Source organism: Roseateles sp. P5_E8 (assembly GCF_054177665.1).
The window spans coordinates 60674-73150 of the sequence record NZ_JBGCUM010000001.1 but is presented as its reverse complement, the minus strand read 5'-3'; the positions used below and the strand labels follow the sequence as shown (position 1 = coordinate 73150).

Annotated in this window: 9 protein-coding genes; all 9 read right to left on the bottom strand. The window is 66.7% G+C overall.

Translation table 11 applies throughout. From position 1 onward, the window contains the following. Positions 1 to 40: 40 nt before the first annotated feature. Positions 41 to 1705, bottom strand: a complete 1665-nt coding sequence (locus tag ACXRVZ_RS00340; RefSeq protein WP_457421576.1) for a phosphoethanolamine transferase — start codon at positions 1703 to 1705, stop codon at positions 41 to 43. 82 nt (positions 1706 to 1787) lie between these two features. Then, positions 1788 to 3437 (bottom strand): response regulator, encoded by a 1650-nt coding sequence (locus ACXRVZ_RS00335; protein WP_457421578.1) that lies wholly within the window; start codon positions 3435 to 3437, stop codon positions 1788 to 1790. Between the two features lie 252 nt (positions 3438 to 3689). Next, complete coding sequence (dnaJ, locus tag ACXRVZ_RS00330) at positions 3690 to 4844, bottom strand: molecular chaperone DnaJ (RefSeq protein ID WP_457421580.1); 1155 nt, start codon at positions 4842 to 4844, stop codon at positions 3690 to 3692. Positions 4845 to 4912: 68 nt separating this feature from the next. After that, positions 4913 to 6874, bottom strand: coding sequence for a molecular chaperone DnaK (gene dnaK / locus ACXRVZ_RS00325; protein ID WP_457421582.1), 1962 nt, complete (start codon positions 6872 to 6874; stop codon positions 4913 to 4915). Between the two features lie 79 nt (positions 6875 to 6953). Continuing rightward, complete coding sequence (gene grpE, locus ACXRVZ_RS00320; protein ID WP_457421584.1) at positions 6954 to 7478, bottom strand: nucleotide exchange factor GrpE; 525 nt, start codon at positions 7476 to 7478, stop codon at positions 6954 to 6956. An 81-nt stretch (positions 7479 to 7559) separates the two neighbouring features. After that, positions 7560 to 7973: an RNA-binding S4 domain-containing protein gene (locus ACXRVZ_RS00315; protein ID WP_457421703.1), complete on the bottom strand. Its 414-nt coding sequence runs from the start codon at positions 7971 to 7973 to the stop codon at positions 7560 to 7562. 17 nt (positions 7974 to 7990) lie between these two features. Next, a complete protein-coding gene (hemH, locus tag ACXRVZ_RS00310) occupies positions 7991 to 9088 on the bottom strand; it encodes a ferrochelatase (protein WP_457421586.1) in 1098 nt (365 codons plus the stop codon). Further along, the gene (locus tag ACXRVZ_RS00305; protein ID WP_457421588.1) at positions 9088 to 10056 is read right to left on the bottom strand and encodes an adenylate/guanylate cyclase domain-containing protein; all 969 of its coding nucleotides are present in this window, start codon (positions 10054 to 10056) and stop codon (positions 9088 to 9090) included. Before ACXRVZ_RS00305 ends, hemH begins: the two co-directional genes overlap by 1 nt. Before the next feature lie 152 nt (positions 10057 to 10208). Continuing rightward, positions 10209 to 12461 (bottom strand): RNA polymerase sigma factor RpoD, encoded by a 2253-nt coding sequence (gene rpoD / locus ACXRVZ_RS00300; protein WP_457421590.1) that lies wholly within the window; start codon positions 12459 to 12461, stop codon positions 10209 to 10211. Positions 12462 to 12477 lie beyond the last annotated feature (16 nt).

The window sequence follows — 12477 nt, the reverse complement described above, 5'->3', positions numbered from 1 at the left end:
AGCTACTCGCTGCGATCGAGCGGTCTGTCCCGCAAGGTCTTCAGTTTCGACAGCCCGCCAGCAGATCCCACTCCGCCTTGTAGACATCCGCCCGCGCGCCCACCCAGCCCATGGCGGTGTGGAAGAGGTTGTCATGTGAGGCCGGCTTGTCGCGCAGCGCGGCCAGGCAGCCCGGCTTCAGTGATGCGGCCACGCCGCCATCCTCGGGCACCCACAGCACCATCGGCACGTGCGTCTGCTCGGCCGGTGCCATCGCATAGGGCATGCCGTGCAGGTAGAGGCCGTTCTCGCCCAGCGACTCGCCGTGGTCGGACACGTAGAGCATGCCGGCGTCGAAGCGGCTGCTCTGCGTCTGCAGCCAGGCGATGGACCGGGCCAGCAGGCGGTCGGTCGTCGCAAGGGTGTTGTCGTAGCCGTTGACGACCTGCTCGCGCGGGCACTGCTGCAGCGCGTTGCTCCTGCACTCGGGCTGGAAGGGTTTCAGGTCGGGCGGCGAGCGCTTGAAGTAGGCCGGACCGTGGCTGCCCATCTGGTGCATGACGAGCACGAGGCCGCGCTTGACGCGCTCCGGGTCCAGCGCGGCGATGCGCTTGTCCAGCTCGTGCAGAAGCGACTCGTCGAAGCACTCTTCACCGTCGCACAGGCCCGGCGGCAGCTGTGCCGCGCCGTCGGGCAGCTTGGCCGTGAAGCTGTTCGGCACGCGGTCGCACAGGCCCTTGCAGCCGCTCTGGTTGTCCAGCCACAGCACGGCCAGCCCGGCGCGCTGTAGCACGTCGAGCAGGTTTTCCTGCGTGCCCTTGACGTCGCCAAAGGCCTCGCGGCCCAGCGGCGAGAACATGCAGGGCAGGGACGCCGCCGTGCTCGTGCCGCAGGACGAGACCTGCGTGAAGCTCAACACTGGCAGCTTGCCCAGCTCCGGGTTGGTGGGTCGTGCATAGCCGTTGAGGCTGAAGTTCATGGCCCGCGCCGTTTCGCCGACGACGAGCAGCAACAGCGGCGGCTTGGACCCTGCAGCGCGCGGCAGCAGGCGGGCGTCCGCGCCGATGACGGCCGGCGGGCCGCTCGGCGCGGCCTGGCGGCGCAGCGCGGCGCTGCTGATCGAATAGACCGCGTTCAGCGGCGTGACCATGTAGCGGATGGTCTTGTAGTTGCGCATCGTCGACGACAGGTCGGCAAACACACTCAACGCCAGCAGCACCATCACGCCTATGCCCAGCGCAAAGGCCGCAACGTTGCCGCTCAGGCGCTTCACCAGCGCCTGCTTGGGCGCGGCAGGCCGGCGCAGCAGCCACCAGGCGGGCAGGGCGCCCAGCAGCGCGATGCTGGCAAGCAGGCGCCAGCTCAGCAGGTCGCGCGTCTCGCGCACATCGGTCTGCGCCATGTTCACGACCATGGTGGGGTCGAAGACGATGCCGTAGCTGCCGATGAAATAGGCCAGCGCGCCGGCGCTCAACAGCAGCACGACGAGCACGCCCTTGATGAGGCGCGGCCAGGCCAGCAGGCTCAGCAGCGCGCCGGTGGCGGCGGTGACCATGCCGGCGAATGCCAGCGTGAAGAGAGGGCGCACATCGGCCATGCCGTGCAGTTGCTGCCACAGCGGCCAGTTGGCCAACAGGCCCATCCACAGGGCGGCCAGCCAGGCCTGGGTCAGGGGACGCGAGGTGTCGGGGCGAAACCAGGCCAGCAGGCGCTTGAACAGGGACATCGGAGAGAGGGCAGGAAGCAGCTTCGGCGCGCATTCTCGCGGCCCCGCATGACGGCGGCCCTCGGGTGATACGCGGGCGAGCTCAGGCGGTGGCTTCGGCCGTGGCAGCAGCTGCGGTGCGCAGTGCCATGCCACCCGCTGCGCGGGGCTTGGACGAGCCGGCGGCCATGGGCTTCACGAAGCGGCCGAACAGGTCGTCAATCCGCACGGCCAGTTGGTCGGCATCCTCGATCTTGTCGGTGTGGCGCTTCAGCACCAGGGCCGCCATGTCGATGAGCTTGGCGTTGCGCGTCGTCTCGCCCTGCTGGATCAGCAACTCCACGGCCACCTTGGGACTGCCGCGCATCGAGTGGCGCATGGCCGTCTCGGCGACATTGAAGATCTTCTGGTGGCAGTCGCGGAACTGGTCGGCCGCGCCCTGGTGGACCTCGACGATGGCGACGAGGATCTCGGTGCTGGCCTTGGCCGTGCAGTGCCGCATGCCGAGGCCTTGCAAGATGGGCATCATCTCTTCCAGCTCCACCTCCTGGCTGGACAGGCGAATCCACAGCGCCGTCAGCAGCGAGGCGGCTTCGAGGTCGAAGTTGCCGGCGTCGGCGTGGCCGGTGAACTCGCGTGCGACGACGAGAGCCTGGCCCACGCGCCGCTCCAGCAGGAAGGCCAGGCCGCGGAAGACCAGGTCGAAGCGCTGCAGCCGGATGGAGCCAGGCGCGCGCTCCAGCGCGGCGGCCAGGGAGTCGTGGGCGTACTTGAAACCCTTGTGGTCCTTGTTGTCGAAGCGCATCAGGCCGATGAGCACCAGGCTGAGCATGTCGAAGAGCTTGGAGCGCAGGCCTTGCGACATGGCGCGCTCCAGCATCTTCAGCGCCTCGGCGCGCTGGCCAGCGTAAAAGCCCAGCGAGCCGCAGCGTTGCAGGCGCAGCAGGCAGCCGGGCGTCAGGGTGGCGGCGGTCTGGTAGGTCTTCAGCGCCTCGCGCAGGTCGCCTTGCTCCATCTGCACATGGCCCATCAGGTCGTGCGAGTCGGCGTAGTCGGGCAGTTCGCCGATGAGGTTCTCAAGCGTGCGCCGTGCCGCCTGCAGGTTGCCGCTGGCCACCTCGGTGCGCGCCACGCCCAGCCGCGCCCAGGGCACGGTCTTGGCGGCGATGATGGCCTCGTAGAGGACCTTGGCGTCGGGGAAGCGCTTCAGGCGCAGCAGCAACTCGGCGCCGATGCGCGCGGCGTAAAGCCAGTATTTCTCCTTGGCCTCGAAGCGCGCCAGGCACAGGTTGGCGGCGGTCTCGAAGTCCTGGTTCTCGATGGCCTCGAAGATGTCCTTCATCAAGCGCTTGCGCTGGCGCGCGCTGGCCAGCCGCTCGGCCAGGTTGGCGCTGGTGTAGGGCTTGATGAGGTAGGCGTCCAGCGCGGCCTCGGCAGCCTCGGCCACCTTGGCGTAGGTGGCCTCACTGGTCACCATGACGAACACGGTGGAGTAGGGCAGCAAGCCTTCGCGGCGCAACTCGTCCAGCAGGTCCTGGCCGGACGTGTCACTGGCGTCGAAGTGGTAGTCGCACAGCACGATGTCGAAGCTCTGGTGCTCCAGCATCACGCGCGCATCCTTCACGCGCGGTGTCTGGCGCACGGTGCCCACGCCCAGGTCACGCAGTTGGGCCGACATCAGGCTGCGCGAGTTGGCATTGCTGTCGATGATCAGCGCCGACGCGGCCTGGATGGTCTGATCCATCAGGAACATGCGACGTCCTTCCCCGGCACCGAGCCATGGGTTTTGATCGGAAATCGCGTGCGAAGCATCACTTATGAGTCATCGAGTGACAGTCGGATGACTTTAGGCGTTGCCAGTCAAGACTGGTGAGCTGGTTAACGCGCGCTATCGGGGCATTCCGTGATTTCCGACGCGCGGTCATTTCTGGTTACGCAATACCGCTGGGCGAGAAAAAGCCGCAGGGCCCTTGCGGGCGCTGCGGCTGCGTGAGGTGACGCGCGCTTACTTGAACAAGTCCTTGACCCGATCCGTCCAGCTCTTGGCGTTCGGCGAGTGCCGCTCGCCGCCCTTCTTGAGCGACTCGTCCAGTTCCTTGAGCAGCTTCTTCTGGTGCTCGGTGAGCTTGACCGGCGTCTCGATGGCGATGTGGCAGTAGAGGTCGCCCGGGTAGCTGGAGCGCACGCCCTTGATGCCCTTGCCGCGCAGGCGGAAGGTCTTGCCGTGCTGCGTGCCCTCGGGCAGTTCGATCTCGGCCTTGCCGCCCAGCGTGGGCACCTCGATGCTGCCGCCCAGCGTGGCCGTGACCATCGAGACCGGCATCGTGCAATGCAGGTCGTCGCCATCGCGCTCGAAGAGGTCGTGCTGCTTGATGCGGATCTCGATGTAGAGGTCACCCGCCGGGCCGCCGTTCACGCCGGGCTCGCCATTGCCCGCCGAGCGGATGCGCATGCCCTCGTTGATGCCGGCCGGGATCTTGACCTCCAGCGTCTTCTGCTTCTTGACCTTGCCCTGGCCGTTGCAGGTCGTGCAGGGGTCCGGGATGATCTTGCCACTGCCGTGGCAGTGCGGGCAGGTCTGCTGGATGCTGAAGAAGCCCTGGCGCATGTGCACCGTGCCCGAGCCCTGGCAGGAGCCGCAGGTCTTGGCCGACGTGCCGGGCTTGGCGCCCGAGCCGCCGCAGGTCTCGCAGCCTTCCCAGCTGGGAATGCGGATCTGCGTTTCCTTGCCGCGTGCGGCCTCTTCGAGCGTGATCTCCATCGCGTAGCTGAGGTCGCTGCCGCGGTAGACCTGCTGGCCACCCGCGCCCGGGCGACGGCCGCCGCCCTGGCCGCCGAAGATGTCGCCAAAGATGTCGCCGAAGGCCTCGGCAAAGCCGCCAAAGCCTTCCGTGCCCGGGCCGCCGCGCCCGCCGCCCATGTTGGGATCGACGCCGGCGTGGCCGTACTGGTCATAGGCCGCGCGCTTCTGCGCGTCGGACAGCATCTCGTAGGCCTCCTTGACCTCCTTGAACTGTTCCTCGGACTTCTTCGCCCCGTCGCCCTGGTTGCGGTCGGGGTGGTGCTTCATGGCCAGCTTGCGGTAGGCCTTCTTGATGTCCTCCTCGGTCGCGTTCTTCGCGAGGCCGAGGATTTCGTAGTAATCGCGCTTGGAAGCCATGCTGTGTTCTTTGAAGGGCAAAGGCCCGGCGGCGCTTCGCAGCACCGCCGGGCCGGGTCATCGAGGACTTACTTGCCGTCCTTGACTTCCTTGAACTCGGCATCCACGACGTTGTCGTCGGCCGGGCGCTTGGCCTCGCTCTGCGGTGCAGCCTGGGGCTGCTCGGCAGCGCCCGCACCGGCTGCGGCCGCGGCTGCTTGCGCACCTTGCTGGTCGGCGTAGATCTTCTCGCCCAGCTTCTGGCTGGCCGTCATCAGCGCCTCGGTCTTGGCCTCGATGGCGGCCTGGTCGTCGCCCTTGATGGCTTCTTCCACGTCCTTGGCGGCAGCCTCGATCGCGTCCTTCTCGGCCGCTTCGAGCTTGTCGCCATGCTCGCTCAGCGACTTGCGCACGCTGTGCACCAGGCCGTCGGCCTGGTTGCGGGCCTGCACCAGCTCGACCTTCTTCTTGTCGTCGGCCGCGTTGGCTTCGGCGTCCTTCACCATCTTCTCGATCTCGGCCTCGCTCAGGCCCGAGTTCGCCTTGATGGTGATCTTGTTTTCCTTGCCGGTGCCCTTGTCCTTGGCGCCGACGTGCAGGATGCCGTTGGCGTCGATGTCGAAGCTGACCTCGATCTGCGGCGTGCCGCGTGCAGCCGGCGCGATGCCTTCGAGGTTGAACTCGCCCAGCGACTTGTTGGCCTGGGCCAGCTCGCGCTCACCCTGGTAGACCTTGATCGTCACGGCCGGCTGGTTGTCGTCAGCGGTCGAGAAGGTCTGCGCGAACTTGGTCGGGATGGTCGTGTTCTTCTTGATCATCTTCGTCATCACGCCGCCCAGCGTCTCGATGCCGAGCGACAGCGGGGTGACGTCCAGCAGCAGCACATCCTTGCGCTCGCCGCCCAGGACCTGGCCCTGGATGGCGGCACCGACGGCCACGGCCTCGTCGGGGTTCACGTCCTTGCGCGGCTCCTTGCCGAAGAACTCCTTGACCTTCTCCTGCACCTTGGGCATGCGGCTCATGCCGCCGACCAGGATGATGTCGTCGATGTCGCTGACCGACACGCCGGCATCCTTGATGGCGATGCGGCAGGGCGCCATCGTGCGCTCGATCAGCTCGTCCACCAGCGACTCCAGCTTGGCGCGGGTCAGCTTGACGTTCAGGTGCTTCGGGCCGGTCGCGTCTGCCGTGATGTAGGGCAGGTTGACGTCGGTCTGCGACGAGTTGGACAGCTCGATCTTGGCCTTCTCGGCGGCTTCCTTCAGGCGTTGCAGGGCAAGCACGTCCTTGGTCAGGTCGACGCCTTGTTCCTTTTTGAACTCGGTGACGATGTAGTCAATGATGCGCTGGTCAAAGTCTTCGCCGCCCAGGAAGGTGTCGCCGTTGGTCGACAGCACTTCGAACTGCTTCTCGCCGTCGACATCGGCGATCTCGATGATGGACACGTCGAACGTGCCGCCACCCAGGTCATAGACGGCGATCTTGCGGTCGCCCTTGCCGTGCTTGTCCAGGCCGAAGGCCAGGGCTGCGGCGGTGGGCTCGTTGATGATGCGCTTGACGTCCAAGCCGGCGATGCGGCCGGCGTCCTTGGTCGCCTGGCGCTGGGCGTCGTTGAAGTAGGCCGGCACCGTGATGACGGCCTCGGTCACTTCTTCGCCGAGGTAGTCCTCGGCCGTCTTCTTCATCTTGCGCAGGATCTCGGCCGAGACCTGCTGCGGTGCCAGCTTCTTGCCGCGCACTTCCACCCACGCGTCGCCGTTGTCGGCGGCGGTGATGGCGTAGGGCATCAGATCGATGTCCTTCTGCACTTCCTTCTCGGAGAACTTGCGGCCGATCAGGCGCTTCACCGCGTAAATCGTGTTCTTCGGGTTGGTGACCGACTGGCGCTTGGCCGACGCGCCGACGAGGATCTCGCCGTCTTCCTGGTAGGCAATGATGGACGGCGTGGTGCGGGCGCCTTCCGCGTTCTCGATGACGCGGGTGGTGTTGCCTTCCATGACCGACACGCACGAATTCGTGGTGCCCAAGTCAATGCCGATGATCTTTCCCATGTGGAACTCCTGAAGATTTGTTGGATGTATTCGATTTGCGGATCAGTCGCCGCGCTTCAAGAGCACGGCGTAACGCAGGTCATTTCGGTGCCGAAACTGTCACGAGTGCCGGGCGCAGCACGCGGTCGGCGATCAGGAAGCCCTTTTGCAGCACGGCGACCACCGTGTTGGGGTCCTGGGTCGGTGCCGGCACCACGGAGATGGCCTGGTGCTGGTGCGGGTCGAACTTGGCGCCCTGACCCGGGTTGATCTCGACCACCCGGTTGCGCTCCAGCGCGCTGGACAGCTGGCGGCGCGTGGCGTGCACGCCTTCCAGCACGGTGTCGACACTCGCGCTGGGCGTGGCGATGGCGCCTTCCAGGCTGTCCATCACCGGCAGCATGGCTTCGGCAAAGCTCTCGACCGCGAATTTGCGGGCCTTGGAGATGTCCTCCTCGGCACGGCGTCGCACGTTCTCGGCCTCGGCCTTGGCGCGCAGGTAGGCGTCGCTCATCTCTGCGAGGCGGCCTTCCAGGTCGGCGATCTTGATTTCAGGGTTCAGCTCGGCGGCCGTGGGGTCGGCAGCGCCGGCGGCGTCTTCGGGCAGGGGATGTTCGGTCGTCATGGCAGAAAAAGGGGTAACCGCATCGACATGAGGCGCGATGCCCTGGTTTCAAGAGGGGGAATTAGGAAGGAATTATCCGGGTCAACCCGGATCGGCCGCGTCGTCGAGGTCATCCACCGACGCCGACCACCGGTCCCAGTCCGCCAGCCGGCGGCGGTCCTGCTTGGTCGGGCGGCCTTGCTCGATGCTGTCGGCCGGCTCAGGCGCCAGCCGGCGCGCCTCGGCGGCCGCCTCCCGGGCAGTGATGCTGGCGGGGGTCTCGGCGTAGAGCGCCTGGGCGGCCGGTGCCGGTCCGCGCTGGCTGGACAGGCCTTTCACCTCGACCTCGCGCGAGAGCGTGCCGATGCGGATGCTGAGCAGGTCACCGACCTTCACGTCCCGCGCCGGCTTGACCGGCACGCCGCCGACGCGCACCCGGCCCAGGTTGATCTCGTCGACGGCCAGCGCGCGGGTCTTGTAGAAGCGCGCGGCCCAGAGCCATTTGTCCAGGCGCATGCTGGTCGGGGCTTCGCTCACTCGTTCGCTCCTGCGGCCAGCGCGCGCTGGCGTTGCAGCGCCAGCGTGTCGGGATGAGGCGCCTCTGTCGGCCAGCCTTGCAGATGGCGCTCGGCCAGCCTGGCCAGCGCCCGCATGCCGGCCGGGTGGTCGTTCAGGCAGGGGATGTAGCCAAAGCGCTGGCCACCGGCCGCGAGGAAGGCGGCACGCGCCTCCTGGTTGATCTCTTCCAGCGTCTCCAGGCAGTCGACCGCAAAGCCGGGGCAGATGACGTCCACGGACTTGAGGCCGCCCTTGGCCAGTTTGACGAGGCTGGGCTCGGTGTAGGGCTCCAGCCATTTGGCCTTGCCGAAGCGGCTCTGGAAGGTCACGAGCCACTCGCCGTCCTGCAACCCCAGTGCTTCGGCGAGCAGGCGGCCGGTCTTCAGGCATTCGCAGTGATAGGGGTCGCCCAGGTGCAGCGTGCGCTCGGGCATGCCGTGAAAGCTCATGACCAGCTTCTCGGCGCGGCCGTCGCGCTGCCAGTGCTCGCGCACGGTCTGGGCCAGCGCGCCGATGTAGGCGGGGTCGTCGTGGTAGTGGTTGACGAAGCGCAGCTCGGGCAGATGGCGGGTCTGCAGCGCCCAGCGCGCCACGTCGTCGATGACGCTGGCCGTCGTCGCCCCCGAGTACTGCGGGTAGGCCGGCAGCACCAGCACGCGGCGCACGCCCTCGCGCTTCAGTGCGTCCAGCGTCGCGGCTATGTCCGGCTGGCCGTAGCGCATCGCATAGGCCACGCGCACGCACAGTCCGCGTTCGCCCAGCGCCCCCTGCAGCAGCTTGGCCTGCTTGTCGGTCCAGACCTTGAGCGGCGAGCCCTCGGGCGTCCAGACCGTGGCGTACTTGGCCGCCGACTTGGCCGGCCGCAGGCGCAGGATGATGCCGTGCAGGATGGCCAGCCAGATCAGGCGCGGGATCTCGACGACGCGCGGGTCGGCGAGGAACTGCGCGAGATAGCGGCGCAGTGCGGGCGCGGTCGGCGCCTCGGGTGTGCCGAGGTTGCACAGCAGCACCGCCGTGTCAGGGCTCGTGGGAGCAGCGCCGTGTCGATGCGGCGGTTCAGGCAGGAACGGCATCAGCGGCGTGAGCGGGGGCCGCCGAAACCTTGCGGTTCGGTATCGGCAAAGTGCAGCACCTCGAAGCGCACGGTGGGCGACTGCTCGTCGCCCGGCAGGCCGCCCAGGCCGATGACGCCGCTGCCGTGCAGCGTGCAGCTGCCGCGCTTGAGGCTCAGCAACTCGCCCGACTCGCCGAAGCGCACGTAGGTGCCGTTGTAGGAGAGGTCGGTCAGCTCGAAGCTGCTGCCTTGCCAGTCGATGCGGGCATGCGAGCGCGACACGCGGGCGTCGGTGATGCAGTAGGTGGCCTGCACGCTGCGGCCCAGCACAATGGGCATGGCGCCGATGTCGAAGACACGGTCCAGGTCTTGCCAGACGAGGCGCATGCCGTCGGGGTCGACCGAGCGCATCGGCTCACCGAACTGGGTCGCCGTGTCATCGGCGCCGAGCAGCACTGCAGCGTCCATGCGGTAGACATGCACGGGCTCGATGCGACCGCGCACGGAGATGCGGTCCAGGCTGCGAAAGCGCGCCTTGGAGGCGTGGTGCAGGCCGGCCAGCACCTCGGTGGTGATGAGGATCTCGCCGTCGCCAGCGTGGTCGATGAGGCGGGCCGCGACATTGACGGCGTCACCGAAGCAGTCGCCGTTCAGTTCCACCACCTCGCCGCGCGCCAACGCCACCTGCAGGCGCAGGGCCAGCATCGCCGGGTTGTTCAGGCGGCGCGCACGCTGCACGGTGCGATCCAGCATCTCCTGCATGCGCTGGGCTGCGCGCACGCCATCGCGCGGCGTCTCGAAGGCGGCCATCAAGCCGTCGCCGAGCGTCTTGATGAGCTGGCCGCCGCTTTCCAGCACGGCCTCGCTGATCTGGCCGACGGTCTGCGTGACCATGCCGCTCGCTTCGGCGTTGCCTAGGGATTCGTACAGCCCGGTACTGCCGCGCAGGTCGGCGAAGAGGACAGTGCGCTCGCGGATCGCTGTCATGTCAGAAGTTTATAGGCGCAAAAAAGGCCGGGGGAAGCCGGCCTGTGGCGTCGCGCGCAGCTTGTGCCCTGTCTCGCGGTGCGAGTCAGGGCGCAAGTTGCGTTGCCGCTGCGCGGCAGTTCGCTGGCGCGAACCACGTCTCCAGCCAACCTTTACAGATTGTCCAGATACGTGCGCAACTTGTCCGACCGGCTCGGGTGCTTCAGCTTGCGAATCGCCTTGGCCTCGATCTGGCGGATGCGCTCACGCGTCACGTCGAACTGCTTGCCGACTTCCTCCAGCGTGTGGTCGCTCTGCATCTCGATGCCGAAGCGCATGCGCAGCACCTTGGCTTCGCGCGGCGTCAGGCTGTCGAGGATGTCCTTCACCACGTCGCGCAGGCCGGCCTGCATGGCCGCCTCGATGGGCGCGGTGTTGTTAGTGTCCTCGATGAAGTCGCCCAGGTGGCTGTCGTCGTCGTCGCCGATCGGCGTCTCCATGGAGATCGGCTCCTTGGCGATCTTCATGATCTTGCGGATCTTGTCTTCCGGGATCTCCATCTTCTCAGCCAGCGTCGGCGCGTCCGGCTCGAAGCCGAACTCCTGCAAATGCTGACGCGAGATGCGGTTCATCTTGTTGATCGTCTCGATCATGTGAACCGGGATGCGGATGGTGCGGGCCTGGTCGGCAATGCTCCTTGTGATGGCCTGGCGGATCCACCACGTTGCATACGTCGAGAACTTGTAGCCGCGGCGGTATTCGAACTTGTCCACCGCCTTCATCAGGCCGATATTGCCTTCCTGGATCAGGTCCAGGAACTGCAGGCCGCGGTTGGTGTACTTCTTGGCGATGGAGATCACGAGGCGCAGGTTCGCCTCGATCATTTCCTTCTTCGCATCACGAGAGGCCTTCTCGCCCTCGTTCATCTTCTTGTTGATGTCCTTCAGGTCGTCCAGCGGCACCACGGCCTTGGCCTGGATGTCCGTCAGCTTCTGCTGCAGTTCCTGCACGGGCGGCAGGTTGCGCGCCAGGATCACCGCGTAGGGCTTGCCGCTGGCGACTTCCTTCTCGGCCCACTTCAGGTTCAGCGCGTTGGGCGGGAAGGTCTTGATGAAGTGCTCTTGCGGCATGCCGCACTTGTCCACCACGATCTTGCGCAGTTCGCGCTCGTAGCGGCGCACGTCGTCGACCTGACTGCGCAGGATGTCGCACAGCTTCTCGATGGTCTTGACCGTGAAGCGGATGGTCATCAGCTCGGCGCTGATGGCCTGCTGGGCCTTGTTGTACGGGGCCGACTTGTAGCCGTCCTTCTCGAAGGCCTTGCGCATCTTGTCGAAGGCGGCGGACATCGTGTCCAGCTTTACCAGTGCGGCGTTCTTCAGCTCTTCGAGCTTCTTGGTCAGCGCCTTGGAGCCGCCATTGCCGTCATCGTCGTCTTCCTCGTCGAACTCGTCGAAGTCTTCTTCGGCCACATAGTCGTCCGCCTCGTCCGCGGCGACGAAGCCGTCCACCACTTCAGAGATCTGCATCTCGCCGGCGCGGATCTTGGTCGAGAACTCGAGGATGTGGGCGATGGTCGTCGGCGACGCCGAGATCGCCAGCATCATGGCCTGCAGGCCGCCTTCGATGCGCTTGGCGATCTCGATTTCGCCTTCACGCGTCAGCAGCTCGACCGTGCCCATTTCGCGCATGTACATGCGCACCGGGTCGGTCGTGCGGCCGAACTCGGAGTCCACCGTCGACAGCGCGGCTTCGGCGGCTTCTTCGGCTTCTTCTTCGGTCGACGTGGCCGTCGTGTTGCCCTGGATCAGCAGCGTGGCGGCGTCGGGCGCCTGCTCGTAGACGGCGATGCCCATGTCGTTGAGCATGGACACGATGGCTTCGAGGATTTCCTCGCTGACCAGCTTCTCAGGCAAGTGGTCGTTGATTTCCTGGTGCGTCAGGAAACCACGCGTCTTGCCCATCTTGATGAGGGTCTTCAGCTCGCTGCGGCGCTTGAGGGCTTCCTCTTCGGTCAGCGCGGTCTCTTCGAGGCCGAACTCACGCATCAGCGCGCGCTCCTTGGCGCGGCTGACCTTCATGCGCAGCGGCTTGGCCTTGGGCGTGTCTTCCGCCACGGCGGTGACTTCCTCGACCTCGGCTTCCACCTCGCCCTCGAGCTCGGCGTCGACGTCGGACAGGTCCACGTCTTCCTCGAGTTCCTTTTTGCCGCCGGCCTTCTTCGACTCGGTCTCCGCCTTGGGCTTGCGACCGCGCTTGGGCTTGTCGTCGTCGGTCGCTGCTGCGGCCTTGGCGGCCGGCTTGGCGGCGGCCTTGGTCGCCTTGGCGGGTGCCTCGGCAGCGGCCGTTTTGGCAGCGGGCTTCTTCTTCAGCTCTTCGGCGGGAGCGGGGCTGGCCTTGGTCGCGGCGGTCTTCTTGGCGGTCATGCAGGTCCTTCGGCGG

Coding starts and splice junctions, on each gene's coding strand:
- dnaK (WP_457421582.1), bottom strand. CDS start 6,874: ATGGGAAAGATCATCGGCATTGACTTGGGCACCACGAATTCGTGCGTG.
- rpoD (WP_457421590.1), bottom strand. CDS start 12,461: ATGACCGCCAAGAAGACCGCCGCGACCAAGGCCAGCCCCGCTCCCGCC.
- grpE (WP_457421584.1), bottom strand. CDS start 7,478: ATGACGACCGAACATCCCCTGCCCGAAGACGCCGCCGGCGCTGCCGAC.
- ACXRVZ_RS00340 (WP_457421576.1), bottom strand. CDS start 1,705: ATGTCCCTGTTCAAGCGCCTGCTGGCCTGGTTTCGCCCCGACACCTCG.
- ACXRVZ_RS00305 (WP_457421588.1), bottom strand. CDS start 10,056: ATGACAGCGATCCGCGAGCGCACTGTCCTCTTCGCCGACCTGCGCGGC.
- dnaJ (WP_457421580.1), bottom strand. CDS start 4,844: ATGGCTTCCAAGCGCGATTACTACGAAATCCTCGGCCTCGCGAAGAAC.
- ACXRVZ_RS00335 (WP_457421578.1), bottom strand. CDS start 3,437: ATGTTCCTGATGGATCAGACCATCCAGGCCGCGTCGGCGCTGATCATC.
- ACXRVZ_RS00315 (WP_457421703.1), bottom strand. CDS start 7,973: ATGCGCCTGGACAAATGGCTCTGGGCCGCGCGCTTCTACAAGACCCGC.
- hemH (WP_457421586.1), bottom strand. CDS start 9,088: ATGCCGTTCCTGCCTGAACCGCCGCATCGACACGGCGCTGCTCCCACG.